This window comes from Serratia sp. PL17 (genome assembly GCF_017832355.1).
In the GTDB taxonomy this organism is placed as follows: domain Bacteria; phylum Pseudomonadota; class Gammaproteobacteria; order Enterobacterales; family Enterobacteriaceae; genus Serratia.
Genome location: NZ_JAFIBY010000009.1, coordinates 48,767 through 75,081, shown reverse-complemented (window position 1 = coordinate 75,081; position 26,315 = coordinate 48,767). Strand labels below are relative to the sequence as shown.

Here is a 26,315-nt window from a genome sequence, read left to right as displayed (position 1 = left end):
ATTAAAGATGAGATCTGAACACTATGATTCTTATCCTTAATGTTGGGATACCCGAATTAATTGGAGTTGCAGCCAGGCGGCAAGTGCCTCAATCCCCAGGAGCTTACTTTCGTAAGTGACTGGGGGGACGCACCTAGCCAACAACGCTGCAACTTCACGTCAAAAGGGTATCAGTAATAGGAGTGCTCGCCGCGCTGGTGTTCGGTCAGATCGCGCACGCCTTTCAGTTCAGGGAACTTCTGCAGCAGCTCTTTCTCGATGCCTTCCTTCAGGGTCACATCGACCATGGAACACCCGTTACAACCGCCGCCGAATTGCAGGATAGCCAAGCTGTCGTCGGTGATTTCCATCAGCGTCACGCGGCCGCCGTGGCCTGCCAGCTGTGGGTTAATCTGTGACTGCAGCACGTATTCAACACGCTCCATCAGCGGGGCATTGTCATCAACCTTGCGCATTTTGGCGTTTGGCGCTTTCAGTGTTAACTGGGAGCCCAATTGGTCGGTGACGAAGTCGATTTCGGCATCGTCCAGATACGGTTTGCTCAGCTCGTCGATATAGGCAGACAGTTTTTCGAACTTCAGCTCGGTGTCTGTCGCTTCAACGGCGTCCGGCGGGCAATAAGAGACACCGCATTCGGCCGTAGGCGTACCCGGATTGATCACGAATACGCGGATTTGGGTGCCTTCCTCTTGGTTTGCCAATAGTTTGGCAAAGTGTTCCTGTGCAGTATCTGTTATACGAATCATGGCATTAGCTCGTTAGTTCAAATAGTTGACTTCTATACTAGGTTATAATACGCCCATTGCCGTGGCACTACAACGTGCGGCAAACGCACCAGGTCTGTATTGATGCAACGCCCTGCCGCTGTAGTAGCTTAGCGATTTCCGCCACCGTGCTGCCCGTCGTGACCACATCATCCAACAAAGCAACATGCCGACCCATCAAGGGTTCATTGCAGCGGAATGCACCGTGCAAATTGCGCCGCCGCACACGAGCCGTTAGGTGCTGTTGTGGTGCGGTTTTACGTACCCGACTCAGGGCCGCGGGGCGATAGTCGCACCCTAACCAGTAGGCCAAAGGCCGTGCCAGCAGGTCGCTCTGGTTATAGCCGCGCTGCCAACAACGTTTTGCCTGTAAGGGTACAGCTAAAATGACATCGGGTCTGTTCAGATATTGCTCTCGATGTGCCTGCTGCCAGTTTAGTAATATTAGCCGTGCCAACAGCGGGGCCAGTTCTGGTGTGTGTTGAAACTTGAATTTTCCGATCAACTGGCGCAGCGGGGCTTGATAGTCGCCGACGAACACCAGTGACTGCCAGGGGGGAGGTTGTTGCAGGCAGCGACCGCAGGGCCGCACGGTGTCACCTGCAGGCAGGCCGCAACGTGGACAGCAAAGCGGTTTGGTGGGTAAATGACGCAGGCAGTAGCTGCAGATGCCGTGACAATGAAGGCGTAGTGGTTGTCGGCATAGCCAACAACGGCTTTGGATTGATAGCATAGCCGTCCTCCCTGACGGATGAGAATGAAGGACAATAACTGATGACTGCGTTGTACTGGCAAACCCTAGGTGAAGGGGATCGCGATCTTGTGCTGTTGCACGGGTGGGGGCTGAATGCGCAGGTGTGGAGTTGCATGCTAGAGCGACTGACGCCGCATTTTCGCCTGCATCTGGTTGATCTGCCTGGATATGGCCGTAGCCAAGGTTTTGGGGCTATGTCGCTTGAGCAAATGGCAGAGACCCTGTTAGCTGCCGCCCCGGCAAATGCCTGGTGGCTAGGCTGGTCGCTCGGCGGGCTGGTGGCCAGCCAGATTGCGCTCATGCAGCCGCAACGGGTACGTGGGCTGATTACCGTGGCGTCTTCGCCATGCTTTGCGGCTCAGGAAGACTGGCCAGGGATCCGCCCTGACGTGTTGAGTGGTTTTCAGCATCAGCTGGGGCAAGATTTTCAGCGTACCGTAGAGCGTTTCTTGGCATTACAAACGCTGGGTACGGAAAGCGCGCGGCAGGATGCCCGCTTGTTGAAGTCTGTGGTGCTTGACCAGCCGATGCCTGGCGTTGAGGTTCTGAACGGCGGGTTGGAGATGCTGCGTACCACCGATTTTCGCGAGCCGCTGGCGGGGTTGACGCTCCCATTACTACGCATTTACGGTTATTTGGATGGGTTGGTGCCACGTAAAGTCGCTGGTTTGCTGGATGTCATGTGGCCGCACTCGCCCTCTGTCATCATTGCGAAAGCGGCCCATGCGCCATTTATTTCCCATCCTGATGAGTTCGCAGAAATTATTTGCACCTTTGTGGCTGAAAACGGGATCCGACGCCAAAACGCACAATAAAGCGCTAAAAAAAGAGCCGCTTAGTGGATAAAAAATAAACCTGTTCAATACTTAGGGGGGTAACTGCGTTGGCTGGAAAATGAAAAAAACGCTCACGGTTTTTTCATTTTGACGTTTCGTCTCTGGGAAAACGGCTCTCGTCAGGGAAAGCAACGAGGTCTGAAGATGTCGCGGCAGCCGGTGTTATTACGCATTTACTCTGGACGGCTTTCATAATAAATAAATTATCCATTGAGAGGTATTGTAATGAAATCTTTGAAAATGATTATTGCCGCGTTGGTTGTGGGTTCAGTGTCTTTCAGCACCCTGGCAGCAACCATGCTGACCAAGGAAGATCTGGACAAGAACCCAGGTAAATACGAGAAAGTGGGTACCGTAACCACCACCGCCCAAACCACGTCGCCGATGGATGCGAAAGAGGAATTGTCCAAACTGGCTGATGAAAAAGGTGGGCAATATTACGTTATTCTGGCAGGTCGTGAGCACGGCAAGTTCAGCGCTATCGCTGACGTGTACAAAGACAAGAAATAACGATTGATTAAGAAGGGGCGCGCCTTTGTGCTGCGCCCCCATCTTCACTTCTTCAGACGGTACACCACCGTACTGCACCCCTGGCCTTCCGGGCAGCTTTTGCAACTGCCGCTTAGGCAGGCGCTGTTATCTTGCTCAATACGCTCCACTTTACCCATCGCCATTAACCGTTCCAGCATGGCCTGCACCAGCGGCAATGGGGTTGCCAACTGGCGGCTTAGCTGCAGTGCCTGCACGCTGCCATGCAGCGCCAAGGCATCGCGGATCTGCAACAGGCTTGCCATCAGTGACAGTCACCCTTGCTGCCCTGGCAACAGGCCGCTGGGGTAGCATTGCCCAGACGCACGGTGACCCGGCTGCGAGCGCGACGCAGGCCAAACAAGATCAACAGATTGAACAGCACCACAATGGTGATTGCTGTCAGGCTGTACTGCGGGTGCTGGGCAAAAGTGGCGGTTTGATAAAATAGCGTGGCCAACGAGTAGGCGATATTCAGCCCCCAGAGAATGGAGAACGTCATCCAACCGCGGCTGGACTCACGGGCGATGGCTCCCATCACCGAGACGCAAGGTACGTACAACAGCACAAAAATCAGGTAACTGTAGGCGGAAACCCCGGAACCGAATTTGCTGCTCATCACCCCCATTGAACCGACGTCCATTTCCCCGTCACCCTTACTCGCCTCAATCGGGTTGGACAGTACGCTCAGGCTGAACGTGTCTTTCAGACCCTGCCAGGTGGTTTCCACCGCACCGCCCAGTTCGTCCAACAGGTTAAAGTTAGCAGCATCAAACTCGGTATTATTGATGCGCTCGGCGGTGTACAGGGTGTTCAATGTGCCGACCACGACTTCTTTTGCCATAGCACCGGTCACCAGACCGACGGTGGCCTGCCAGTTATCGTTATGTACGCCCATTGGCTGCAGCAGCGGTGTCAGCACCTTGGATACCGACGCCAACGCGGAATCATTGATGTCATCTACCGGCTTGCCGCTGAACGAAAAGCTGTTCAAGCCGCCAATGAAGATACTGGCAATCACGATCACTTTACCTGCGCGCAGCACGAAGCCTTTCAGGCGTTGCCAGGTCTGCAATAGCAGGCTCTTCAAGTGTGGGACATGGTAAACCGGCAGTTCCATGACGAAGGGAGACGCTTCCCCACGCATGATGGTGTATTTGAGCACCAATCCGGTAAGGATCGCGACCACAATGCCGAGCATGTACAGTGAGAACACCACGCCTGCGCCGTCCTGACCAAAGAAGGCGGCAGCAAACACGGCGAAGATCGCCAATCGGGCACCGCAGGACATGAACGGGGCCATCATGATGGTAATTAAACGCTCCCGCTGCGCATCCAACGTACGGGCACCCATGATGGATGGCACGTTGCAGCCGAAGCCGACAATCAGGGGGACGAAAGATTTGCCCGGCAGCCCGAGCGCTTGCATCAAGCGGTCCATCACGAATGCCGCCCGTGCCATATAGCCGGAATCCTCGAGGAAAGACAGGAACAGGTACATCATGCCGATTTGCGGCACCAGTGGCAGCACGGTGTTGATACCGCCGCCGACGCCCTGAGCCAGGAAAATGGTCAGCCATTCAGGGAAATGCAGGGTGTAACCCAGCCATTGAATGCCCTGGATAAAGATCGCTGCCGAGCCGATATCGAAAATCGGCTGCAGGGCGCCGCCGAGGTTAATCGCCAGCAGGAACATCAAATACATCACCAGCAGGAAGATAGGCACGCCCAGCCAGCGATTCAGGATCACCTTGTCCAATGCTTCGGTCAGGCGGTTTGGCATGGCGTGTTGTGAGTTGCTGACCGCGTCACACAGGGAGGCAATCGACTGATAACGCGCATCGGCTATTACCAGTGCCGGGTCTTCCTGATGTTGCTGTTGGAGCGCCTGCCGAGCGGCCGGCAGCAGTGCAGCCGCAGGACCGGCTAAGGTATGACTGTAGATATCGCCTTCCAGCATTTGCAGGGCCAACCAACGGCGTTGCTCGTTTGGAAGGGTTTGCGGCATGGCATCGGTCAGCGTTGCCACTTCTTTTAGCAGGAGCTGCGGGTAGTTCACCAGCGCTTTTAATTCGTTGAACTGATGATTGTCGATCATTTGCTTGAGCACACCAATGCCGTCGGCTTTGGTGGACACCAGCGGTACCACTGGGCAGCCAAGGCGGGCAGACAGCGCAGCGATATCAATCTCAATCTTTTGGCTTCGGGCGATATCCAACATATTCAGCGCGACAATGCAGGGAATACCCAGTTCCAACAGTTGCAGCGTCAGGTACAGGTTACGCTCCAGGTTGGACGCATCGACCACGTTGATCAGCAAATCGGCGTCGCCACTGAGAATGTAGTGGCAGGCGATTTGCTCATCGAGTGAGGTTTGTTCCGAGATGGTGGTCAGAGAGTAGGTACCGGGAAGATCAACCAGTTTGACCTGTGACTGTGGTGTAGTGAACAGGCCCTCTTTACGCTCTACCGTCACGCCTGCCCAGTTACCGACCCGCTGGCGCGCCCCGGTAAGCTGGTTGAACAGCGTAGTCTTACCGGAGTTGGGGTTGCCTATTAAGCCAATAGTGAGTTTTTTCATAATTTAGCGTGATATCAGTCAATGGAAATTGGGCCAGGCGATGCGCATGGCCAAGGCAAAATGGCTCAGGATCAGGATTGGCCGTCGAGCAGAATCAAGGCCAGATCCTTTCTACGCAGCACCAGGCTGACGCGGCGAGTTTTGATTTCTATCGGGTCGCCCAATGGCGCGACGCGGACGACCTCAAATGACGACCCCGGTAGCATGCCGAGTGAGAGAAGTTTCTGGCGATAAGCGGGGCCAATGTCAGTAGCGAAGCCGGCAATCTTATATGACCGTTTAGGCAGAAGATGCATATAACCTTCTCTGAGCCCTTGTTATTGGGCTGGTGATGATAAAAGAACGTTCTAAAGGAAATGCCGCAGTAACCACACAGGGTTACCGACGTTTTCAATCCATGAGGCTATGCAGTGAACACGCAAAATAATAATAGTGAGAATAATTATCGTATTCAATACAAAAAATAGGGGTATTGGTAACCAAAGGTTGTAGCGATCACATTTAGCGCTCAGGGTTGCCTGGCAGGACTCTTTTATCACCCGGTTTCGTGGGGTGCAAATGCGAATGGCGAGTTAAATCAGTTACGTAATTGCAGCGTTTTTTTCTACTTTGAAAAAATTAGCGACAGATTCGGCAGCTTTGATCCGACAGCGTCAAAATCCGTATTTATTTGGCAACATTTCTCGGGCTGAATACGAGCAGTAACCATTTGTGTTTCGCAGGGAAATACTGAAATGAGAACGCGGTGTTAATAACGATGTTAACAAATGGCTATTCACCACTCTTTTATGGCGTAATCCACCCGAATATTATTCCCGCCGGGAAGAACAAAAAAAATTGCAGCTTTATTGAGGCGGGTCAAAAAAGGCTGGGGGATATTTTTGCGGGAAAGGGCGGAGTTAACTCCGCCCTTGGTACCTTTGGTCGTTCAAATTTGCGGCGTCTTTAGCCTTTTTTGCCAAATGCTGCCGCCAATGCATCACCCATTGCGCTGTTGCCCGCAGGTGTGTTGCCGCCACGCGGCTTGGCCTTATTAGCCGGTGCACGGGTTGCATTGTCTTTGGCCGGTGCGGTATTGCCGCCCCGGCGCGGAGACCCTTCGCCCGGTTGCTCATCCAGACGCATGCTCAGCGCGATACGTTTGCGCTGCAGGTCAACGTCCATCACCTTCACTTTAACGATGTCGCCGGCTTTCACCACGGTATGTGGATCTTCGACAAACTTGTCCGCCAGTGAGGAGATGTGCACCAGGCCATCCTGGTGAACGCCAATATCGACAAAGGCACCGAAGTTGGTGACGTTAGTGACCGAACCTTCCAGAATCATCCCCGGCTGTAGGTCATTGAGGGTTTCAACGCCGTCGGCAAAGGTCGCCGTTTTGAATTCAGGTCGCGGGTCGCGGCCCGGCTTCTCCAGCTCTTTCAGGATGTCGGTTACCGTCGGCACACCGAACTTCTCGTCGGTGAAGTCGCCGGCTTTCAGGTTACGTACGGCAGCCGGGTTGCCCATCAGATCTTGAAGCGCTTGCTGGGTGGCGGCCAGAATGCGTTCGACCACGGGGTAGGTTTCCGGGTGAACCGTTGAGGCATCCAGCGGGTTATCGCCGTGGTTGATGCGCAGGAAGCCAGCGCACTGCTCAAAGGCTTTTGGCCCTAGGCGGCTGACCTTTAACAGTTGTTCACGGTTACTGAAGCGGCCGTTCTCATCACGCCAGGTAACGATGTTTTGCGCCATCATGCGTGTCAGGCCAGCCACACGGGTCAGCAGCGGCACGGAGGCAGTATTCAGATCGACACCGACGGCGTTTACACAGTCTTCAACAACGGAGTCCAGCTTTTTCGCCAATTGGCTTTGGCTGACATCGTGTTGATACTGGCCGACGCCGATGGATTTCGGGTCGATTTTTACCAGTTCGGCGAGGGGATCTTGCAGACGGCGGGCGATGGAGACGGCACCACGCAGCGAAACGTCAAGGTTAGGGAATTCCAGCGCCGCCAGCTCGGAAGCGGAGTACACCGAAGCGCCAGCTTCACTGACGATCACCTTTTGTGCTTTGACCTCGCTGAACTGCTGTTGCAGGTCAAGGTAGAAACGCTCGGTCTCGCGTGATGCGGTGCCGTTACCGATAGCAACCAGCTCCACTTTATGTTTGATACACAGTGCAGCGACGATCGCGGCGGCTTTAGCGGCCTGACCGGTGTGCGGGTAGACGGTGTCGGTGGCGACCAGCTTGCCGGTCGCATCCACGACGGCGACTTTTACGCCGGTACGCAAGCCGGGATCCAGCCCCATGGTGGCGCGCATGCCGGCAGGTGCCGCCATCAGCAGATCATGCATGTTACGGGCGAAGACGTTGATCGCTTCGTCTTCCGCACGTTCGCGCACCGTACTCATCAGTTCGGTTTCCAGATGCAGCAGCACCTTGATGCGCCAGGTCCAGTTGATCACCGCTTTACGCCAGGCATCCGCCGGGGCGTTATTCAGGCGCAGATCGAGGTGGCTGATGATGATTTGCTCCGCCTGGCTTTCGCGCGGGGCTTCTTCAAACTGAGGATCGGCATTCAGTGCCAGTTGCAGTACACCTTCGTTGCGGCCACGGAACATCGCCAGCGCACGGTGTGACGGCACCTGAGAAATAGGTTCGTGGTGATCGAAGTAGTCGCGGAACTTGGCGCCAGCCTCTTCCTTGCCTTCCACCACTTTGGAGACCAGATGTGCGTGTTTCCACAAGTAGTTACGCACCTTGGCCAACAATGCAGCATCTTCGGCAAAGCGTTCCATCAGGATATAACGCGCGCCGTCGAGGGCGGCTTTCACGTCTGCAACGCCTTTGTCTGCGTCAACGTAGCCTTCGGCCAGTTGTTCTGGTTGCTGCTGAGGGTCCTGCCACAATGTGTCCGCTAAAGGCTCCAGACCGGCCTCTATCGCGATCTGACCACGGGTGCGGCGCTTGGGCTTGTAGGGCAGGTAAAGGTCTTCGAGTTCGGTTTTGCTTTGCGTGGCGGTGATCGCCCCCGCCAGCTGTTCGGTCAGTTTGCCCTGCTCGTCGATCGATTTAAGGATGGTCTGACGGCGGTCTTCCAGTTCACGCAGATAACCCAGACGGGTTTCCAGCTGGCGCAGTTGGGTATCGTCCAAACCCCCGGTGACTTCCTTACGATAGCGTGCAATAAAAGGCACGGTATTACCTTCATCCAGCAGACGGATGGCGGAGTCAACTTGCTCCGGCCGGGCCTGCAGTTCTGTTGCAATAATGCGGCTCAGTGGGTCATTCATAAGTCTGGTATCTGTTGAGAACGGTGAGTAAACAGGGGGACAGTTATACGGATTGATCGGGGAAAATGCCAGTGGAGCAGGCCGCCTCTCGGCAGTCATGACGCGCAAAGCGGCCTGTACTGCGGCGGTGGGCGACCGCTCGGATAAAACTGAAATCTTATTTAACGTACTCAATCTCGTTCACATACCACAATGCATCACCCACAGGGGTGTTGACGGTGGCAGCGTCACCCACTTCTTTTTTCAATAAGGCGCGGGCCATGGGTGAGTCGATGGAGATGTAATCGCGGCGACCAAAAATCTCGTCATAGCCGACGATGCGGAAGCGTTTAATTTCACCGCCCTCGTTTTCCACTTCAACCCAGGCGCCAAAGAACACTTTGCCTTCTTGTTGCGGTGAGTAATCGACAATCTTCAATTGCTCGAGGCATTTGGTCAGGTAACGCACCCGGCGGTCGATTTCCCGCAGCCGTTTCTTGTTGTACTGATAATCGGCGTTTTCACTTCTGTCGCCGAGGCTGGCTGCCCAGGTCACTTTCTTGGTGACTTCGGGCCGTTCTTCGCGCCAGAGGAAATCCAGTTCCTGTTTTAGCTTGTCATAACCTTCACGGGTTATCAGCTGCGTTCTCATCGTTTTTCCGCCTTCATGAGCATATCAAAGGGAAGGGAGTCATTGCGTTGGCAGAGTGTCGCACAAACTCACGCTGGGCTGTAGGCTGCCGTTGCATAAAGAAATGTGAGTTCAACCATCCGCAGTGCGCAAAATTGCTGGCGCTCGCGTTTCTTATCGCGCCGGCTGAGTTACACTGCGAATCAAATACCGGGCGTGCCCGTTGGGCGAAGAGACAGCGATCATAAATTTAACCAATGAGCATCGGGATTTTGGCGAACCTTCGCGGGCATTTTGATGAAAATTGTTGATAAATGGGCAAAAGAATAAGCTTTGTAACAATTTCGTCTAGAATATATACCATTAAACGCTGTCCGAAATGACAGGGTTTTTTAACAATATTCACGTCAGGCAATAAAGCCTTTGGGAGTAATACAATGCAAGAGAATCATAAGATTCTGGTCGTCGATGATGACATGCGCCTGCGTGCGCTTTTAGAGCGTTATTTAACCGAGCAGGGTTTTCAGGTTCGCAGCGTCGCCAACGCTGAGCAAATGGATCGCTTGCTGACACGTGAATCCTTCCACCTGATGGTGTTGGACCTGATGCTGCCTGGCGAAGATGGGCTTTCCATCTGCCGTCGTTTGCGCAGCCAAAGCAACCCTATGCCGATCATTATGGTGACCGCCAAAGGTGAAGAAGTCGACCGTATCGTTGGCCTGGAAATTGGTGCCGACGATTACATTCCAAAACCGTTCAACCCGCGTGAACTTCTGGCCCGTATCCGTGCGGTTTTACGCCGTCAGGCCAATGAACTGCCGGGCGCCCCTTCACAAGAAGAGGCGGTGATAGCCTTTGGCAAATTCAAACTGAACCTGGGTACCCGCGAAATGTTCCGCGAAGACGAGCCGATGCCGTTGACCAGCGGTGAGTTTGCCGTGCTCAAAGCGCTGGTAAGCCATCCGCGTGAGCCGCTTTCACGCGATAAGCTGATGAACCTGGCTCGTGGTCGTGAATACAGTGCAATGGAACGCTCCATCGACGTGCAGATTTCTCGTCTGCGTCGCATGGTTGAGGAAGATCCCGCGCATCCACGTTATATCCAGACCGTTTGGGGTCTTGGCTACGTCTTCGTCCCGGACGGCAGCAAGGCATGAGGCGATTGCGCTTTTCACCGCGTAGCTCGTTTGCCCGAACCCTGCTCTTGATCGTCACCTTGCTGTTCGTCAGCTTGGTGACGACCTATCTGGTGGTGCTAAACTTTGCCATCTTGCCCAGTCTGCAGCAGTTCAACAAGGTATTGGCCTACGAAGTTCGTATGCTGATGACTGACCGGCTGCAACTGGAGGATGGCACCTTGCTGGAAGTGCCACCGGCATTCCGCCGCGAAATCTATCGTGAACTGGGAATTTCTCTCTACACCAACTCGGCGGCGGAGGAGAGCGGTCTGCGCTGGGCGCAGCACTATCAATTCCTCAGTCAGCAAATGGCACAGCAACTGGGTGGGCCGACCGACGTTCGTGTGGAAGTGAACAAGAACTCGCCGGTCGTGTGGCTGAAGACGTGGTTGCAGCCGGATATTTGGGTTCGTGTCCCGTTAACTGAAATTCACCAGGGCGATTTCTCGCCGCTGTTCCGTTATACCCTGGCGATCATGCTGCTGGCGATAGGTGGCGCTTGGCTGTTTATACGCATTCAGAACCGTCCTCTGGTTGAACTTGAGCACGCCGCTTTGCAGGTCGGCAAAGGCATTATTCCCCCGCCGTTACGTGAGTATGGCGCATCCGAAGTGCGTTCGGTCACGCGGGCTTTTAATCAGATGGCGTCGGGCGTCAAGCAGCTGGCGGATGACCGCACGCTGTTGATGGCGGGGGTCAGCCACGATCTGCGCACACCGCTGACGCGCATTCGTCTGGCCACCGAGATGATGAGCGCCGAAGACGGTTATCTGGCGGAGTCGATCAATAAAGACATTGAAGAGTGTAATGCCATCATTGAGCAGTTTATTGATTACCTGCGCACCGGCCAGGAAATGCAAACGGAGCTCTGCGATCTGAATGGCATTCTGGGCGAAGTGGTTGCGGCCGAGAGTGGTTATGAGCGGGTTATCGAAACGGCCATGGCACCGGGTGAACTGATGATGAATGTGCATCCGCTGTCGATCAAGCGCGCGGCAGTCAACATGGTGGTGAATGCGGCACGTTACGGCAACGGTTGGATCAAAGTCAGCAGCGGTCGTGAACTGCAACGCGGTTGGTTCCAGGTGGAAGACGACGGCCCAGGCATTAAACCTGAAGAGTTGAAACATCTGCTGCAACCCTTTGTCCGCGGTGACAGCGCGCGCAGTACCAGTGGCACCGGTCTGGGCTTGGCTATCGTTCAGCGCATTATAGATGGGCACCATGGCGCGTTGGAAATAGGCACCAGCGAACGTGGCGGGCTGTTGATCAGGGCGTATATTCCGTTACCGATGGAGAGAAAAGAGTCGTCTAACGGGCATCAGGCAGCAAAAGACAACGCCTAATCCCTGACAGTGAAGCTGCCCTGTCAGGGTTTTCTGCTCATGACGTAGTATTCCGCCGCATCTTCATGCAGACGACGGTCTGTACTGGCCTGCCAAGGGTCGATTAATTCAATTCCGCAATGGATAAAGTCTTTGGTATTACGCGTGGCCAGGGCGGCACCGTAATGCAGGCAGGTCGCGGCAATTTGAGTATTCACCCTGCTCATTAGCCGGCCCTCACGCTGATTTTTACCCATAAGTTCCGCATATTGCAGTGCGCAGAGTGTATCAAAGGGCAGAGTTTGCTCGTCAAATCTTATCTGTACCGCCTCCGCCAGCTTATGTTTGAGTATGCGCTGCCGTTTCCCATCGGGCATACAGGCAACGCCACCGAATAACTCGGCGAGAACTATCGCACTCAGATAAAGTTCATCGTTGTCTTTTTCATTCAGCCATGTGAGGACGTTGTAGTGTGGGTTGGGGCGCAACGTTTCTGCAATCACATGGGTATCGAGAATAATCATACCTGGTCGTCGTCAAAGGTGGCCGTGCGGGGTGGCGTTTCATCTTGCGGTGGGATCTCCAGTTCAACACCGCCCAACTCGGCAAAGTGTTGATGCATCCAGGTGCCCAAACCATAGCGCGGTGGTTGTTTCACTAAGGCCTGTTTCAGAATCATTCGTGCTTCCTCTTCCATGGAATGGCCGTTTTTCGCTGCCGAGATCCGCAGTAACTCCTTTACTTCGTCGTCCAGATTTCTAACGGTTATGGTCGCCATTGAACCCCCTTTGCTATCAATGATTGCACTGCATTATTACCACTTTGGCCTGGCTAAAAACAACCATCAAAAAAAAAGGCGTGGTATCCACGCCTTAGCTGAAGCTCTAAAAGAAGGTATTACAGTTTTGGACCGGCGCTGACCAGGGCTGCGCCCGCTGGGGTGTCGGTGTATTTGTCAAAGTTGGTGACAAAACGCTCGGCCAGATCCTGTGCTTTCTCTTGCCATTGCTCAATGCTGGCGTAAGTGGCGCGTGGGTCCAGGATATCCGGGTTAACGCCTGGTAGTGAGGTTGGCATCGCCAGGTCGAAAATAGGCAGAGTAATGGTTTCTGCCTTATCGATTTCACCGCTGAGGATCGCGTCGATAATGCCGCGAGTATCCTTAATGGAGATGCGTTTGCCGGTGCCGTTCCAACCGGTATTGACCAGGTAAGCCTGAGCGCCAGCCGCTTGCATGCGTTTCACCAGCACTTCAGCGTACTGCGTTGGGTGCAGCGACAGGAAGGCTGCGCCGAAGCAGGCGGAGAAGGTTGGGGTAGGCTCGGTTACACCACGCTCGGTACCGGCCAGTTTGGCGGTAAAGCCAGACAGGAAGTGGTACTGAGTCTGGTTAGCTGTCAGGCGAGATACCGGCGGCAATACGCCGAAAGCATCCGCGGTCAGGAAGATCACCTTGGTGGCATGACCCGCTTTGGAAACCGGCTTCACGATATTCTGGATGTGATAGATTGGGTAGGAAACACGGGTGTTCTCGGTTTTCGACCCGTCGTTGAAGTCTATTGTGCCGTCAGCCAGAACGACGACGTTTTCCAGCAGCGCATCGCGTTTGATGGCGTGATAGATATCCGGCTCCGCTTCTTCAGACAGCTTGATGGTTTTTGCGTAGCAGCCGCCTTCAAAGTTAAACACGCCGTCGTCATCCCAGCCGTGTTCGTCATCGCCAATCAGCTGGCGTTTTGGATCGGTGGACAGGGTGGTTTTACCGGTGCCGGACAGGCCGAAGAATACGGCCACGTCACCTTTCTCGCCCACGTTGGCCGAGCAGTGCATGGAAGCGATGCCTTTCAGCGGCAACAGGTAGTTCATGATAGAGAACATACCTTTTTTCATTTCGCCGCCGTACCAAGTGCCGCCAATCAGTTGCATGCGTTCGGTCAGGTTGAAGGCGACAAAGTTTTCCGAGTTCAGGCCCTGTTGCTGCCAGTTCGGGTTAGTGCATTTGGCGCCGTTCATGACAACGAAGTCTGGCTCGAAATCCTGCAGTTCTTCGTCGGTCGGGCGGATGAACATGTTTTTAACGAAGTGCGCCTGCCAGGCTACCTCGGTAATAAAGCGGACTTTCAGACGGGAGTCGGCATTGGCGCCGCAGTAGGTATCCATTACAAACAGGCGTTTGCCGGAGAGTTGCGTGGTGACCAGTTGTTTCAGGTCTGCCCAGGTTTCCGGGCTAAGGGGTTTGTTGTCGTTTTTACCTTTACCCTGATCGGCCCACCAGACGGTGTCACGGGTGATGTCGTCACGGACGATGTACTTATCTTTCGGGGAACGGCCGGTAAAAATACCGGTGTCGACGGATACAGCACCCAGCTTGGTTACGACCCCACGCTCAAAACCTTCCAGAGATGGGTCTGTTTCTTCCTTGAACAGCAAGTCATAACTCGGGTTGTGAACGATTTCGCCAACGTTATGAATCCCATAAGCGGCCAGATCCTGAGGGGTTATACCTTTAACACGCATGTCACTACTCCTTGGTCACAGAATTTCTGGCGCCAATTGTAGGGATTCAGCCGCGAGTAACCGCGATAGGTATCAAATAATTAACGTTTTAGTCGGTTTTTCGTTACGTTATGAGAGATAGCACACGGAAAAAAGCAAACGTGCAAACGGCGTGAGCAGGCGGGCGCTGGGTGCGCCCGCCGATATGAGGTGCTACTTAGTGCAACTGGTCGCTTTCGCCGGTGTTACCGGTGTACAAAGCGGCCACATCCATGGCATCGAAGACATAGTGATTGCCGCAATAATCGCAGTGCATATCAATGTTGCCATCTTGCTCCAGCATTTGAGCCACTTCTTCCGCTGGCAGCGTGATTAATGCATCGGCGCAGCGTTGACGTGAACAGGTACAACGGAAGATCACGTCTTGCGGTTCATACAAGGTGACTTCTTCCTGATGGTACAAGCGATACAGCACTTCGTTGGCGGGCAGGCCGAACAGCTCTTCGCTTTTCACCGTGTTGGTCAGTTGCACCAGATGATCGAAATCATCGGCATTGCCGTCCTGCGCTGGCAACACTTGCAGCAGCATGCCGCCTGCGGCCGGTTGACCTTCGGATTCACCGGTACGGATGAACAGACGGGTTGGCAGCTGTTCTGACTGACGGAAGTAGGCTTCGAGGCATTCAGCCAGTGTTTCACCTTCCAGTGCCACCACGCCCTGATAGCGTTCACCCTCGGTTGGTGCGATGGTGATCACCATGACGCCATTGCCGATCATCTGGTGCAGCGTGCTGTCATCGGCGACTTCGCTTTGTACGCGAGCTACACCGCGCATTTCCTGGCGGTTGTTGCCGTTAATCACCGCCAGTTTCAGCGGGCCGTCGCCTTGCAATTGCACGGTGATGTCGCCGTCGAACTTCAAGGTGGCGGTTAGCAGGCTGGTGGCTACCAGCAGTTCACCCAGCAGTTTTTTTACCGGAGCCGGGTAGTCATGGTTGTTCAGAACCTGCTGATAGGTTTCGCTGACGGTAACCAGCTCACCGCGCACCGCGTAGTTTTCAAACAGGTAACGGTGCAATTGGTCATGGTTAGACATAGTTTTCTCTCATTGCGGTGAGGGTTTATTCCTGCTCACCAAATTTAAATTTAATCAGGTCACGCCGCTCTTTCTTGTCTGGACGTCTGTCCGGATGCGGCATGGTCAGCGCATTCATCTTGCGTGCGAGCGCCACTTTTTCTCGGTTGGCGATGCTGGTCTCAGTTTCCTGATACATTTGCTGCGCCTCGTCGGCACCACGCCGTTGGCTGTTTAACGCCAGTACAATCACCGTGCGTTCTTCATTGCCTTGACGCAATTTGATCTCGGCGTTGAGCTCAACAAGCTTGCTCGGCTTTCCGCGCTGTCCGTTGTAGTGCACCTTGCCGCCATCGATCATGTCCCGCGCCAGCGCACGGGTCTTGTAGAAACGTGCCGCCCAAAGCCATTTGTCCAGCCGGACGCTGTCCTCACGTGTTTCTTTATCTTTCATTCACTCCCCCTTGGCCAGCGCCGGAATCAATAGGCGGTAATCGCGCATTGACGGGTAATGCTGGAAGGTTTTCTCCGCCATGCTGGAGTCCGGGTTTTGTACGCCCAGGCAGTAGCGAATGCCGAAGGTGCGGGCCGCATCCAAAATGGGTTCACCGTCGTCGACAAACAGCGTGCGCTGAGGATCGAAACCGGTGTGCTGCTGTACTGCCTGCCACAAACGCTGATCTTCTTTCGGATAACCAAATGTGTGGGTAGAAAGTAATAAATCAAGGTGTCGATCTAAACCGGTATGCTCAATTTTTACCGCCAGGCTGTGTGGATGGGCGTTGGTCAACAAAATAGTCTGATGACCTGCCGCACGTAATGCCTGTAAAAACGGTTCGGTATCTTCACGCAGACGGGCGCGGCTGCCCACTTCACTGGTCATGCGGTAAATATCAAGATCCAGCCGCTCACTCCAGTAGTCGAAGCAGTACCAGTTCATGGTGTGCTGCACCGCCAGATATTCCTGATGGATAATGCTACGCGCTTCTTCAAAGGGAATCGCGCGCTGCTCGCTCAGGGCTTGTGGCACCAGACTGAGCCAAAAGTGGCTGTCGAACTCCAGATCGAGCAAAGTACCGTCCATATCCAGCAGTACGGTATCAATCTCTGACCAGTCAAATTTGGGAACCATGAAAACTCCATAGGCGAACCGCCTGCGGTCCGCAGGATCAGTGGATAGCCTAACATAAGCAGATGACAGAGCGCAGACCGACGAATGTGGTTTAGGGCATTGGCCTTAATGACATCGGGGAGAGCTGCGGGTTAAAGCAGCTTTCGTAGTAGCGCTGGATATCGGTGATTCTGTGTTGATTGCTGCGGCGACGTTCTATGAGTCGCCAGGTGTTGTAACCCAGAATGACGGCGACCGCGAGCAGTAGCAGACTGGTGCCGAGAAAACGCCAGAGCGTGATAATATCCGGCTCGCTGTGCAGCGCAATGTGGCGCGTGCCGTTGGCATCTACGCTGATATTGGTGATGATGCCCTGCGCTTCAAACGGCGTGTGCAGCAGCATGCTGGACAGGCGCTGCAGTTCATTCCATTGGTCAAGTGCATTGTACTCGTTTAGCGGCACGGTCGGTTGCGGGTGATTGACCAACTGCTTACCTTCGTCGCTGCTGATCAAAAAACCGCCGGGTGGTGGGCTGTTGAGTGCAGCAGCAGCCTGTCGCGTTTCGTTGTACACAAACGACGAGGCGGCAACTTTGGCCAGGCTTTCCAGGGATTCGGCACTTACCGGCCGCAGCAGCACGTTAACGCCTTGCAGCGCACCCGATTTGGCGCGTTTCACCAGCGTGGCCCAGTTTTTAACGTTGCCCAGATTCACCAGTGCGTTCTTCAGCCGGACGCAGTCATTGTCCGTTTGGCACAGATCCTGCGTTTTCAGCACAATATCGGAAAAGTCATCCAGCAGGATCATGCCGGATTTTTCAATGGCGCTGGCCAACTGTGGATTGAGCTTTTGTTCTGTGCCGTCAGGGTGTAACTGGGCATTGACCGTTGCCAGCAGTGCCGAGGCCTTGTCGATGACTTCCGACTCTGGCTGAGGCAATGGTGCGGCATTGTTCCAGTAAATACCTGAACAGTCGAAAGGCATAAAGTTGGCGTCACGCGCGCCATTGACCAGCGGCGGCACATAACACATACCGTTGCCTTGGGCTTTCAGGGTATCCCCGATCCGCAACGTCGCACCTTCCAGTGCCTGTACGGTGTTCACTTCAATTTTTTGCGCGCCCTGTAACCAAGCCATGCTTAGCTTGAGCGGCAGGCTTAGCGGGATATAGGTCAACAACAGTACCAGAACCAAGAGCGAGCTGGCCATCAACACTGCGTTTCTTCCCCACTGCTGAAGCGGGAAGTTTTTGACCTCATCATGCAGCGAAAGGAACCGCCCCTGGCGCAGCACCTGGCGGTTAAGATAGATGTCTACGTCAGTCGTTTTACCCAAGTCCTGGGTGATGTAAGGCTGCCAGTGCGGCGGGTAAATCAGATCGATAATGCCGAGCGAGATGTTGCTGATCTGCCCCTGGTTGGATTCACCAAACAATCCCCAGCGCTTGGGCGTGCCCCGTAGGCAGTGTACTTCTTTCAGCTCGCGCGCAGATGGCCGACGGAACAGGTTCCAACAGCCCCAGGCGATCATCAGCACGGCGACGATAATCATCCAGGGGATGACCACGACCGGGCTAATCAGGCTGAAGAACAGCAGTAGCAGGGCCGCTGAAATGATCGCGGCTTCTTTGATGCCGTTCGGACGATTTAGCGCATGCTCTTCCTGGGTTTCCTTGCGGATATTGACCAGCTCGACGTGCTCGCTTTCTTCCTTGCGGATCGATGCGTTTTGGCTCGGCGCCGCCTTCACCACCGGCGGCTGTGGCCGATCGTGAATATGATCTTTCAGTGAATGGCCATTGAGCGAGATCACCAGCGGCAGCGTTTGGGTTTTAATCACTTCGACATGGTTATCGGCGCTGATGTACTGTTCCCAAAACGGGGGGAGATGCACCTCTTCAGCGTCCAGATAATAGCGCCATTTATTGGGTTCATCGCTGGCCAAGCCGTAGCGGGTAATCGCGTGGGTAATGGGGTAGACGTTGTCGCTTTGCGGCGTTAACGCCAGTTTGGCGGACGGCAACGCGGTGCTGCCGGGCAACAGCTTGTTGCTCGGCTTATTTTGCTGGCCGAGATAGTGCTCAACAGCGGCGCGTTCTTCGCCGGTCAGCTTACGGTGAGTAGGTTTGATAAAGGGCAGGGCGCGCGTCAGCAGCGGCTGATTGCGAGCTTTAAACCAAAGATACAGGCCGGCAGCAATCAGGCAGGCAAGCACTAAGGCCAATATCAACGCTATTGTGCTCATGCTATCCCCATTCTGTACCCGTGAACCTCACCAACCTGATGAATCGTGGCGCATTATACGCAGTCAAATGACCAAGAGACACCCTGAACAGTCGTGGGAGAACAGATTCTCCACCGGGATCTCATTTCTTCATAAAACGCTTGGTTTTATGGTTGTGTCTTACCTGCGTGATGATAGCAACCTGGTTGCCCTATCGATATCGGCATTATCTTATTTAATGCCCTGTTTTTTGCTTAAAGAAGATAGAAAGTTGGTGGGTGCTGGCTACGCTTGTTAAAAAAAAGTAAATTACTGCTTGTGCTCGTTGCAGCAAAGGTTCTCATTAACGCACAATGTGATCAAGATCGGATTTGGTCAGCGTTTAAGCGTATATGAAGTGCGCGTCACACCAGTCATTATTCTGGTTATCCGTCTCATCACGCCCGGTGCTGTGGCGTACCGCCGGATAACTCATTTGAGGCAATCATGGATAAACACCTGCAAAAACCTAAAATTCTGAAAGTGGAAACGGTCGCACGTTCGCGTTTATTTAACGTTGAGTCGGTCGATCTGGAATTCAGTAACGGTGTGCGGCGGGTGTACGAGCGGATGCGGCCTTCAGAGCGTGAGGCGGTGATGATTGTGCCGGTGATCGGTGACGATTTACTGCTGATCCGCGAATATGCAGTGGGCACCGAATCTTACGAGCTGGGTTTCCCCAAAGGGTTGATTGATCCCGGTGAAGGTGTGCTGGAAGCGGCCAACCGTGAGCTGATGGAAGAAGTGGGTTTTGGTGCAAAAAACTTTGATTTTCTGAGTAAATTGACCATGGCGCCGTCGTACTTTTCCAGCAAAATGAACATCGTTTTGGCACAGGACCTCTATCCGCAAAGCCTGGAAGGGGATGAGCCTGAGCCATTGCCGCAGGTGCGTTGGCCCATCGCTGACATGATGGCGCTGCTGGCGGAGCCTGATTTCCGCGAAGCACGCAATGTTTGTGCGCTGTTCCTTACCGAGGCATTTCTACGCGGCTCACGTTAAGTGCCAATAGCCAAATAAAAAAAGGGCCAGATTTCTCTGGCCCTTTTTTGTTAGAACAACTCGTGACTCTCGCCACCGGGGTCCGTCAGCGTTGTGCCGGTATCCCGTGATGGATAGTCTGTCGGCTGAGTCCCCTCGATAAAGTACTCGGAGCGACTGCCGCCACCGCCGCCTGAAAGCTTACCGCTGCTCTTGTCGATGGTTACGCTGATGATGCCCGGTGGTGGGGTGACCTTCTGCTCTGGGATACCTTCCAGTGCGATTTTCATAAAGTCATCCCATGCCGGTTGTGCACTCTTGGCACCGCCTTCACCACCAGATATTTGATCCGGGATCGCGCCGGAAGCCGTTGAACGACCCAAATCACGCCGATGGTCATCGAAGCCAATCCATACTGATGTCACGGTGTCCGGGCCATAGCCGGAGAACCAGGCATCTTTTGAGCTGTTGGTGGTACCGGTTTTACCGCCGATATCATGGCGTTTCAGGTCTCGACCCGCACGCCAGGCGGTGCCCATCCAGCCCGGTTCGCCGAAGATGTTGCTGTTCAGCGCATCGTGCATCAGGAATGCCAGCGGCGTGCTGATAACGTGTGGCGCATATTGCTGATCGCCGTCCTGCTGCACCTGAGCTGGGGTCACTTGCTCCAATTGCGGCATTGGCACGTTGCCATTGTTGCCTTCTTGCGACGTCGCGACATTTTCAATGTTGTCTTCGGAAAGCACGGCTGAACGATGAGTATCACCATAAATTACCGGCAAATTACAGCTGCTGCAGACAATTCGCGGTTTGGTTTCGAACACGGTGTTGCCGTTATCATCTTCAATCTTGGTGATGAAGTACGGATCCACCAGGTAACCGCCGTTGGCCAATACTGCGTAACCGCGCACCAGCTGCATTGGGGTGAATGAAGCAGAGCCCAAAGCCAGCGATTCGGTATGCACGATGTTCTGAGCCGGGAAGCCGAAGCGCTGCAGATATTCTGCTGCATAGTCGACACCCATCGCCCGCATCGCACGTACCATGACCACGTTCTTCGACTGCCCCAGCCCCTGACGCAGACGAATCGGACCATCGTAGGTTGGTGGGGAGTTCTTCGGACGCCAGTCGGTACCCGCACCGGGATCCCAACGGGTGATCGGCAGGTCATTCAGGATAGTTGCCAGCGTCAGGCCCTTATCCATTGCGGCGGTGTACAGGAAGGGTTTGATATTGGAACCGACCTGGCGCAGCGCCTGAGTCACACGGTTAAATTTGCTCTGGTTGAAGTCAAACCCACCGACCAGTGCTTTTACTGCACCGTCATTCGGGTTGATTGAGACCAGCGCTGAGTTGACGTCCGGCACTTGTGACAGCCACCAGTTTTCGCCAACCTTCCGCACCCAAACCTGCTGGCCGGCTTGCACCACATCGGTGACGCGTTTCGGCGTCGGGCCTTGTTGAGTATCGGACTTGTAGGGTCTGGCCCAGCGCATGGTAGACATCGGCAAGGCGATATTACTGCCGTCTGCCATCATTGCCGTCGCCTCTTCGGCGCTGGTTGCTGTGATCACAGCAGGTGATAGCGGGCCGTAGTTAGGCAGATTTTTCAGTGAATCGACGATCTGTTTTTGATCCCATGCCGCTTCACCGACTTTCCACAGCACGTTGGATGGGCCGCGGTAGCCGTGGCGCATGTCATACGCCAGCACGTTATTACGTACAGACTCTTGCGCCGCCAACTGCAGTTTCTTGGTGATGGTGGTGTAGACCTTGTAGCCGTCGGTATAGGCGTTGTCGCCATAACGTTTGATCATCTCCTGGCGTACCATCTCGGAGAGATAAGGTGCGGAGAAGCTGATTTCCGGCGCATGGTAATTGGCCACTAATTCTTCACTGCGTGCCTGATCGAACTGCGCCTGGGTGATGTAGTGCTCATCCAGCATGCGCGACAACACCACGTTGCGGCGCGCGACCGCGCGATCGTGTGAATAAAGCGGGTTGAAGGTTGATGGGGCTTTCGGCAGACCGGCGATCGTCGCCATTTCGCTTAAGCTGAGTTGGCTGACGTCTTTACCGAAGTAAACCTGAGCCGCAGCCCCTACGCCATAGGCGCGATACCCCAGATAGATTTTATTCAGATACAGCTCAAGAATTTCGTCTTTGGTCAGCATTTGTTCAATGCGAATGGCCAGGAAGGCTTCCTTGATCTTGCGCATCAGGGTGCGTTCCGGGCTTAAGAAGAAGTTTCTCGCCAACTGTTGGGTAATGGTACTCGCCCCCTGTGACGCATGGCCGGAGACCAGCGCAATAGAGGCTGCACGGAAGATACCGACGGGGTCGACGCCGTGATGCTCATAGAAACGGCTGTCTTCGGTGGCGATAAACGCATGCACCATGACCGGCGGAATTTGGTCCAGTTTTAGCGGAATACGGCGTTTTTCACCGTATTGGGCGATCAGTTCGCCATCGGCGCTGTAAACCTGCATCGGTATTTGCAGCCGCACATCTTTCAGCGTTGCAACGTCAGGCAACTGTGGCTCGACATATTTGTACAAGCCAAAGATCGAGGCTGCCCCCAACACGATGCAACACACTGCAAGGATTAGTAAATACTTTACGAACTTCACCTGAGATTTCCCATTTTCATGTCATTTGGGCAGTTTATAAACAACCGCGCGGTAGTATAAAGGCAAGCCTGCAACATGGATATGTTCTTTTATCATCTGACGATATGGAGGTCGGGCGAAATATGTTCACTCAAGCATGGCAGGTGGGGCTGGATATACAAAGCCACTGCGTTCGCGCGCTGGCGGCCCAGCGCCGCCGGCATGGCTGGCAACTGCGTCACTGGTGGCAACAAACGTTGCCACAACCGGTGCTGCGTGAAGGTTGTCTGGTGCAGACCGATGCATTAATTCAAGCACTGCGACAATGGCGAGTTCAGTTACCAAGACATATTTCCTTACGCATTGCTCTGCCCGCACAACGGGTTTTACAGCATAGCTTGCCGTTGCCGGATGCCAGGCTAAAAGAACCCGCACGTGGCGACTACATCACCAGTCAGGGGCTCAAACAGTTCCCACTGGATAGCCAAACAATGGCGCTGGACTACCGCTGTTCACCCTCAGATCCCACCACGCTGCTGCTTACCGCGGCACGTCAACAGGAATTGCAACAATGGCTGCATTGCCTGCAGCAAGCCAATTTACAGCCACAGGTGGTGGATATCACACCTTGCGCGCTGCGCATTATGGCGGCAGCGGCAGGGCTACCGGCCAATGCCGGTCTGTTGCATCGCCTCGACCAAGAATGGCTGTGGGCCACCCCGCAACGTGCCGCCTATGGCCTTGTGTCGGCGGGGGAGACGGACGGCGTGCGCCAGGCTCTGGCGGCAATGCATGCTGCCAGCCCATCATGCGGTGAGCATCAGATTTACTATAGCAGCGTAATAGATGAGCAACCGCCGTCAGGGTGCGTGCCGTGGTCGCCGTTCAGTGCTTTTAGCCAGCTCCGGCCCCCGTTACCCCGCTTGCCGGCGGCATTCGTCTTGGCGGGCGGTCTGGCGCTGCGTGGAGGAGATAGCTGATGTATCAAGTGAATCTTTTGCCCTGGCGCATACAGGTTCAGCGTCGGCGCGGTGCCTTTTGGCTGCGCGTGTTTGCGCTGCAATGGGCGCTCATGCTGGTTGTGTTGACGGTGATTATGGGTTTGCTGCGTCAGCAACAGGTACAGCGGCATGAGGCACTGTTGGTGTTGGTCCGCCAGCAAGCGGAGCTGACCGACCGTCATCAGCGCTTGCAACAGGCGATGGCGCGCCTGTCCCGTTTAACCGCGCTGGCGGAACAGCACGATAAGAACCTGGCATATAACCGACGTTATCTGCGGTTGTTACAGCAATTCTCAACGCTGTTGCCCTCATCGATGTGGCTTATTGCATTTGAGAGCAAGGCGCAAAACATCAATCTGCGGGGGCTCAGCCGCCGTTATGAGGCGGTGGTTCAGTTTGAGCAGCAATTGGCAACAGTGCCGTTATTGCAGAGTTACCGTCTGGCAGACGTGGCGCGGCGCCAGGATGGCCTATTTTCATTTGCGTTGGTCGCGCAATGGAGCCGCCGGGATGACTAAGCCACCGCCGCGTTGGATGGCGAGATGGTCGAGCCTGCCGCGGGGCTCGCTGCTGGCGATACAGGGTCTGGTGCTGAGTGGACTGGCATTGTTGTTTGTCCTGCTGCTGCAGGGGGAATGGCAGCAGTTGGAACAGACCGCGATAGAGCATCGGCGGCTCACACAACGCATTGAATTGTTGTCGGAACAGGTGGCTCGCATGCCAACGCTTGAAGCGGTGCACCAAAATCTTCAACAGATCATACAGCGACCAACCCCCCAGGGGGATTTGATGGCGGTTTTGCAACGCGTCGGTGCGGAGCTGCAACGCTGGCACCAGCAAGAAGGTTCGTCGCAGCGAATGCTGAGGCTGCATCTCAATTACGACAGGTTATTAATACTGTTGGAGAACTTACCTGCCCACCTGCGCCTTGCTGAAATGTCCGTTGAAGCGCAGGCGGGGAGGCTCACCACGCATTTTACTTTTCAGGACGCGGCGTTGGCAGAGGCTACGGCGTTGAATATCAATGAATAAACGCTGTGTAGTCTGGTTGTTGTTATTGCCGCTGGGGTTAATGGCGCAGCAGCGGGATCCCTTTAGCCCATTGCCCTTGTCAGGCTGCGTGTCAGCGGCCGAGTCACCGGCGAGTTGGCAATTGAAGGGGACCATCGGGCTGGGGGCATTGCGCCATGCCTGGGTTATCACCCCCAGTGGGCAATGGTTGCGGTTGGCGCCTCATCAAACCTTGCTGGCTGGGCGTTGGCAGGTGGATAAGGTGCAGGCAAAACGATTAACCCTAAAACGGGAAGAGGTCGAGGTAGATGCTGAGTGCCCGGCCACTGAGAATACGGTGGTGTTGGTGCTGGGAACCCCTCATAAGGAAGAAAAAAAATGAAAGGATGCCGTTGGGTGGGAGTGCTGTTATGGGGGGCGGCCATTACGGGTGCCGCACAGGATCAAGGCCCTATCTCGTTGGCGTTTCAGGATGCACCGGTTACCGTCGTGTTACAGGCGTTGGCAGACTACCGGCAACTGAATGTGGTTACTGCTGTGGGTGTGGAGGGCAATCTGACGGTGAGGCTGGATAACGTGCCCTGGCAGCAAGCATTGGCCGTGATCCTGCGTATGGGGAAGCTGTCGATGACTCAGGAGGGCAATGTCATGATGGTGCACCCAGAACCCAATGAGCAGGAGAAGCAGCGACAACAACAAGCCTTGGCACAAAAACAGCCACTGCACAGCGTGACTCTGCCGTTGAGCCATGCTGATGCCACTGAGGTTGCCGCAAGCCTCAACGCCCAGGACCGTATGTTACTGAGTGAGCGTGGTAGCGTGGTGGCGGACAAGCGCACCAATGCGGTGTTGGTTCGCGATACTGCGCCGGTTGTGGCGCTGTTAACGCAGCGCATTGCGGAAATGGATGCACCGTTGGCACAGGTACAGCTAGCGGCGCATGTCGTCACCATCAATAGCGAGAGTTTGCGTGAGCTTGGCGTGCGCTGGGGCCTGGCACCGGATGAAAAACCGGCGACATCCTGGCGGATGAACGGCTTTAATGTCAATTTGCCGCTGGAACGTAGTGCACTCAGCGCCGGTTTTCACCTGGCTCGGATCGGTGGGCGTCTGTTGGATTTGGAACTGATGGCACTGGAGCAGGAAAATCGGGTGGAAATCATCGCCAGCCCGCGTTTGCTGACGGCGAACTTGCAAACTGCCAGTATTAAACAAGGCACGGAAATCCCCTACGAGGTGAGCAGTGGCTCCACCGGGGCAACCTCGATGGAGTTCAAAGAGGCCGTTCTGGGCATGGAAGTCACGCCGAGAATTTTGCCCAACGGGCGAATCACCCTGACATTGCACATCAGCCAGAACATGCCCGGACGTTCAATCAGCCGTGCTGCAGGCGAGACACTGGCAATAGATAAACAGGAGATCAAAACCCAAGTGACGCTAAAAGACGGAGAAACCGTGGTTTTAGGCGGTATTTTTCAACGTCATAGTGCTCAGGGGGCGGACAAAGTGCCCGGTATGGGGGATGTACCACTGCTGGGATCCTTGTTTAAACAAAGCAGCAAACAGCATAAAAGGCGCGAGCTGGTGATATTTATTACTCCGACATTGATTAAGGCCTGAGCGGCAAGGTGCCCGGTTTGGTGAAAATCGCCTAAAGTTGATGAGCAGATGCACTTTTTTATCACCTTGGGGGCATCTGCGTTTGACGCTGCGGCCGATTTAGCTTACAAGGGTTACCGAATTGAGCACCGAGGTTTTTTTGTTAGCGCCAAGACGCCGTTAAAAACGTATGGTTTCCCTCCTGCGGCGTGGATTGCGATTTATTCGGTTGCCAAACTACCAAGAGTGTTGAGATAATTTTCCGTCTGATCTCGCACTATCGTTCATGAGGTTTCAGTTTAGGTCCCGCCGCTGAT

25 protein-coding genes are annotated in these 26,315 nt (G+C 54.6%); 10 read left to right on the top strand and 15 right to left on the bottom strand.

The genetic code is table 11. The annotated features are described in order from the left end of the window. Positions 1-170: 170 nt before the first annotated feature. Together nfuA and gntX are read right to left on the bottom strand one after the other, a co-directional pair. Positions 171-746 (bottom strand): Fe-S biogenesis protein NfuA, encoded by a 576-nt coding sequence (gene nfuA / locus JOE25_RS22820; RefSeq protein ID WP_012147309.1) that lies wholly within the window; start codon positions 744-746, stop codon positions 171-173. Between the two features lie 67 nt (positions 747-813). Next, positions 814-1,497 carry a DNA utilization protein GntX gene (gene gntX, locus JOE25_RS22815; protein ID WP_209639178.1) on the bottom strand — a complete coding sequence of 228 codons (684 nt, stop codon included), beginning with the start codon at positions 1,495-1,497 and terminating at the stop codon, positions 814-816. A 41-nt stretch (positions 1,498-1,538) separates the two neighbouring features. Between gntX and bioH the strand changes: the two genes are divergently transcribed. Together bioH and JOE25_RS22805 are read left to right on the top strand one after the other, a co-directional pair. Beyond that, positions 1,539-2,333, top strand: coding sequence for a pimeloyl-ACP methyl ester esterase BioH (gene bioH, locus JOE25_RS22810; RefSeq protein ID WP_209639176.1), 795 nt, complete (start codon positions 1,539-1,541; stop codon positions 2,331-2,333). A 246-nt stretch (positions 2,334-2,579) separates the two neighbouring features. Then, the gene (locus JOE25_RS22805; protein ID WP_209639174.1) at positions 2,580-2,864 is read left to right on the top strand and encodes a YdgH/BhsA/McbA-like domain containing protein; all 285 of its coding nucleotides are present in this window, start codon (positions 2,580-2,582) and stop codon (positions 2,862-2,864) included. Positions 2,865-2,908: 44 nt separating this feature from the next. Here the strand turns inward: JOE25_RS22805 and JOE25_RS22800 are convergent, their stop codons facing one another. From JOE25_RS22800 to greB, 5 genes are all read right to left on the bottom strand, one after another. Next, positions 2,909-3,148, bottom strand: coding sequence for a FeoC-like transcriptional regulator (locus JOE25_RS22800; RefSeq protein ID WP_209639172.1), 240 nt, complete (start codon positions 3,146-3,148; stop codon positions 2,909-2,911). Next, positions 3,148-5,463: a Fe(2+) transporter permease subunit FeoB gene (gene feoB, locus JOE25_RS22795; RefSeq protein WP_209639170.1), complete on the bottom strand. Its 2,316-nt coding sequence runs from the start codon at positions 5,461-5,463 to the stop codon at positions 3,148-3,150. Before feoB ends, JOE25_RS22800 begins: the two co-directional genes overlap by 1 nt. Positions 5,464-5,534: 71 nt before the next feature. Further along, a complete protein-coding gene (gene feoA, locus JOE25_RS22790; protein WP_209639167.1) occupies positions 5,535-5,759 on the bottom strand; it encodes a ferrous iron transporter A in 225 nt (74 codons plus the stop codon). 649 nt (positions 5,760-6,408) lie between these two features. Next, the gene (locus tag JOE25_RS22785) at positions 6,409-8,739 is read right to left on the bottom strand and encodes a Tex family protein (RefSeq protein WP_209639165.1); all 2,331 of its coding nucleotides are present in this window, start codon (positions 8,737-8,739) and stop codon (positions 6,409-6,411) included. 157 nt (positions 8,740-8,896) lie between these two features. Next, entirely contained in the window at positions 8,897-9,370 is a 474-nt protein-coding gene (gene greB, locus JOE25_RS22780) for a transcription elongation factor GreB (protein WP_209639163.1), read from the bottom strand. A 416-nt stretch (positions 9,371-9,786) separates the two neighbouring features. Between greB and ompR the strand changes: the two genes are divergently transcribed. Then, positions 9,787-10,506: a two-component system response regulator OmpR gene (gene ompR, locus JOE25_RS22775; RefSeq protein ID WP_004709363.1), complete on the top strand. Its 720-nt coding sequence runs from the start codon at positions 9,787-9,789 to the stop codon at positions 10,504-10,506. Continuing rightward, positions 10,503-11,873 (top strand): two-component system sensor histidine kinase EnvZ, encoded by a 1,371-nt coding sequence (gene envZ, locus JOE25_RS22770; protein WP_209639161.1) that lies wholly within the window; start codon positions 10,503-10,505, stop codon positions 11,871-11,873. The genes ompR and envZ overlap by 4 nt, the downstream gene beginning before the upstream one ends. A gap of 23 nt (positions 11,874-11,896) precedes the next feature. Here the strand turns inward: envZ and JOE25_RS22765 are convergent, their stop codons facing one another. The 7 genes from JOE25_RS22765 to JOE25_RS22735 form a co-directional block, all read right to left on the bottom strand. Next, positions 11,897-12,376 (bottom strand): type II toxin-antitoxin system VapC family toxin, encoded by a 480-nt coding sequence (locus JOE25_RS22765; RefSeq protein WP_209639159.1) that lies wholly within the window; start codon positions 12,374-12,376, stop codon positions 11,897-11,899. After that, positions 12,373-12,630 carry a plasmid stabilization protein gene (locus JOE25_RS22760; protein ID WP_209639157.1) on the bottom strand — a complete coding sequence of 86 codons (258 nt, stop codon included), beginning with the start codon at positions 12,628-12,630 and terminating at the stop codon, positions 12,373-12,375. The genes JOE25_RS22765 and JOE25_RS22760 overlap by 4 nt, the downstream gene beginning before the upstream one ends. A gap of 119 nt (positions 12,631-12,749) precedes the next feature. After that, a complete protein-coding gene (gene pckA, locus JOE25_RS22755; RefSeq protein WP_209639155.1) occupies positions 12,750-14,369 on the bottom strand; it encodes a phosphoenolpyruvate carboxykinase (ATP) in 1,620 nt (539 codons plus the stop codon). 196 nt (positions 14,370-14,565) lie between these two features. Further along, positions 14,566-15,444, bottom strand: a complete 879-nt coding sequence (gene hslO / locus JOE25_RS22750; RefSeq protein ID WP_209639153.1) for an Hsp33 family molecular chaperone HslO — start codon at positions 15,442-15,444, stop codon at positions 14,566-14,568. 25 nt (positions 15,445-15,469) lie between these two features. Next, positions 15,470-15,877 (bottom strand): ribosome-associated heat shock protein Hsp15, encoded by a 408-nt coding sequence (gene hslR, locus JOE25_RS22745; RefSeq protein WP_209639151.1) that lies wholly within the window; start codon positions 15,875-15,877, stop codon positions 15,470-15,472. Further along, positions 15,878-16,555, bottom strand: coding sequence for a GMP/IMP nucleotidase (gene yrfG, locus JOE25_RS22740; RefSeq protein WP_209639149.1), 678 nt, complete (start codon positions 16,553-16,555; stop codon positions 15,878-15,880). It abuts the gene before it with no gap. Between the two features lie 91 nt (positions 16,556-16,646). Further along, the gene (locus tag JOE25_RS22735) at positions 16,647-18,779 is read right to left on the bottom strand and encodes an intracellular growth attenuator family protein (protein WP_209639147.1); all 2,133 of its coding nucleotides are present in this window, start codon (positions 18,777-18,779) and stop codon (positions 16,647-16,649) included. A gap of 465 nt (positions 18,780-19,244) precedes the next feature. Here JOE25_RS22735 and nudE point away from each other — a divergent pair, with 465 nt between their 5' ends. Beyond that, positions 19,245-19,799: an ADP compounds hydrolase NudE gene (gene nudE, locus JOE25_RS22730; protein ID WP_209639145.1), complete on the top strand. Its 555-nt coding sequence runs from the start codon at positions 19,245-19,247 to the stop codon at positions 19,797-19,799. Positions 19,800-19,849: 50 nt separating this feature from the next. Here nudE and mrcA read toward each other — a convergent pair whose 3' ends face one another. Beyond that, the gene (gene mrcA / locus JOE25_RS22725) at positions 19,850-22,408 is read right to left on the bottom strand and encodes a peptidoglycan glycosyltransferase/peptidoglycan DD-transpeptidase MrcA (protein ID WP_209639144.1); all 2,559 of its coding nucleotides are present in this window, start codon (positions 22,406-22,408) and stop codon (positions 19,850-19,852) included. Positions 22,409-22,530: 122 nt separating this feature from the next. Between mrcA and pilM the strand changes: the two genes are divergently transcribed. The 5 genes from pilM to hofQ are packed head-to-tail and all read left to right on the top strand — an operon-like array spanning position 22,531 to position 26,019. Then, positions 22,531-23,367 (top strand): pilus assembly protein PilM, encoded by an 837-nt coding sequence (gene pilM / locus JOE25_RS22720; protein ID WP_209639142.1) that lies wholly within the window; start codon positions 22,531-22,533, stop codon positions 23,365-23,367. Continuing rightward, positions 23,367-23,906, top strand: coding sequence for a PilN domain-containing protein (locus JOE25_RS22715; RefSeq protein WP_209639140.1), 540 nt, complete (start codon positions 23,367-23,369; stop codon positions 23,904-23,906). The genes pilM and JOE25_RS22715 overlap by 1 nt, the downstream gene beginning before the upstream one ends. Further along, on the top strand, positions 23,899-24,420 hold the full coding sequence (locus JOE25_RS22710) for a hypothetical protein (protein ID WP_209639138.1): 522 nt from the start codon (positions 23,899-23,901) through the stop codon (positions 24,418-24,420). The genes JOE25_RS22715 and JOE25_RS22710 overlap by 8 nt, the downstream gene beginning before the upstream one ends. Beyond that, on the top strand, positions 24,413-24,781 hold the full coding sequence (locus JOE25_RS22705) for a DNA utilization family protein (protein ID WP_209639136.1): 369 nt from the start codon (positions 24,413-24,415) through the stop codon (positions 24,779-24,781). The genes JOE25_RS22710 and JOE25_RS22705 overlap by 8 nt, the downstream gene beginning before the upstream one ends. Continuing rightward, complete coding sequence (gene hofQ / locus JOE25_RS22700) at positions 24,778-26,019, top strand: DNA uptake porin HofQ (RefSeq protein ID WP_209639134.1); 1,242 nt, start codon at positions 24,778-24,780, stop codon at positions 26,017-26,019. Before JOE25_RS22705 ends, hofQ begins: the two co-directional genes overlap by 4 nt. Positions 26,020-26,315: the final 296 nt, after the last annotated feature.

What these genes read in the sequence shown, in the direction of transcription:
- nfuA (WP_012147309.1), bottom strand. Translation starts at nt 746, where the DNA reads ATGATTCGTATAACAGATACTGCACAGGAACACTTTGCCAAACTATTG.
- gntX (WP_209639178.1), bottom strand. Translation starts at nt 1,497, where the DNA reads ATGCTATCAATCCAAAGCCGTTGTTGGCTATGCCGACAACCACTACGC.
- bioH (WP_209639176.1), top strand. Translation starts at nt 1,539, where the DNA reads ATGACTGCGTTGTACTGGCAAACCCTAGGTGAAGGGGATCGCGATCTT.
- JOE25_RS22805 (WP_209639174.1), top strand. Translation starts at nt 2,580, where the DNA reads ATGAAATCTTTGAAAATGATTATTGCCGCGTTGGTTGTGGGTTCAGTG.
- JOE25_RS22800 (WP_209639172.1), bottom strand. Translation starts at nt 3,148, where the DNA reads ATGGCAAGCCTGTTGCAGATCCGCGATGCCTTGGCGCTGCATGGCAGC.
- feoB (WP_209639170.1), bottom strand. Translation starts at nt 5,463, where the DNA reads ATGAAAAAACTCACTATTGGCTTAATAGGCAACCCCAACTCCGGTAAG.
- feoA (WP_209639167.1), bottom strand. Translation starts at nt 5,759, where the DNA reads ATGCATCTTCTGCCTAAACGGTCATATAAGATTGCCGGCTTCGCTACT.
- JOE25_RS22785 (WP_209639165.1), bottom strand. Translation starts at nt 8,739, where the DNA reads ATGAATGACCCACTGAGCCGCATTATTGCAACAGAACTGCAGGCCCGG.
- greB (WP_209639163.1), bottom strand. Translation starts at nt 9,370, where the DNA reads ATGAGAACGCAGCTGATAACCCGTGAAGGTTATGACAAGCTAAAACAG.
- ompR (WP_004709363.1), top strand. Translation starts at nt 9,787, where the DNA reads ATGCAAGAGAATCATAAGATTCTGGTCGTCGATGATGACATGCGCCTG.
- envZ (WP_209639161.1), top strand. Translation starts at nt 10,503, where the DNA reads ATGAGGCGATTGCGCTTTTCACCGCGTAGCTCGTTTGCCCGAACCCTG.
- JOE25_RS22765 (WP_209639159.1), bottom strand. Translation starts at nt 12,376, where the DNA reads ATGATTATTCTCGATACCCATGTGATTGCAGAAACGTTGCGCCCCAAC.
- JOE25_RS22760 (WP_209639157.1), bottom strand. Translation starts at nt 12,630, where the DNA reads ATGGCGACCATAACCGTTAGAAATCTGGACGACGAAGTAAAGGAGTTA.
- pckA (WP_209639155.1), bottom strand. Translation starts at nt 14,369, where the DNA reads ATGCGTGTTAAAGGTATAACCCCTCAGGATCTGGCCGCTTATGGGATT.
- hslO (WP_209639153.1), bottom strand. Translation starts at nt 15,444, where the DNA reads ATGTCTAACCATGACCAATTGCACCGTTACCTGTTTGAAAACTACGCG.
- hslR (WP_209639151.1), bottom strand. Translation starts at nt 15,877, where the DNA reads ATGAAAGATAAAGAAACACGTGAGGACAGCGTCCGGCTGGACAAATGG.
- yrfG (WP_209639149.1), bottom strand. Translation starts at nt 16,555, where the DNA reads ATGGTTCCCAAATTTGACTGGTCAGAGATTGATACCGTACTGCTGGAT.
- JOE25_RS22735 (WP_209639147.1), bottom strand. Translation starts at nt 18,779, where the DNA reads ATGAGCACAATAGCGTTGATATTGGCCTTAGTGCTTGCCTGCCTGATT.
- nudE (WP_209639145.1), top strand. Translation starts at nt 19,245, where the DNA reads ATGGATAAACACCTGCAAAAACCTAAAATTCTGAAAGTGGAAACGGTC.
- pilM (WP_209639142.1), top strand. Translation starts at nt 22,531, where the DNA reads ATGTTCACTCAAGCATGGCAGGTGGGGCTGGATATACAAAGCCACTGC.
- JOE25_RS22715 (WP_209639140.1), top strand. Translation starts at nt 23,367, where the DNA reads ATGTATCAAGTGAATCTTTTGCCCTGGCGCATACAGGTTCAGCGTCGG.
- JOE25_RS22710 (WP_209639138.1), top strand. Translation starts at nt 23,899, where the DNA reads ATGACTAAGCCACCGCCGCGTTGGATGGCGAGATGGTCGAGCCTGCCG.
- JOE25_RS22705 (WP_209639136.1), top strand. Translation starts at nt 24,413, where the DNA reads ATGAATAAACGCTGTGTAGTCTGGTTGTTGTTATTGCCGCTGGGGTTA.
- hofQ (WP_209639134.1), top strand. Translation starts at nt 24,778, where the DNA reads ATGAAAGGATGCCGTTGGGTGGGAGTGCTGTTATGGGGGGCGGCCATT.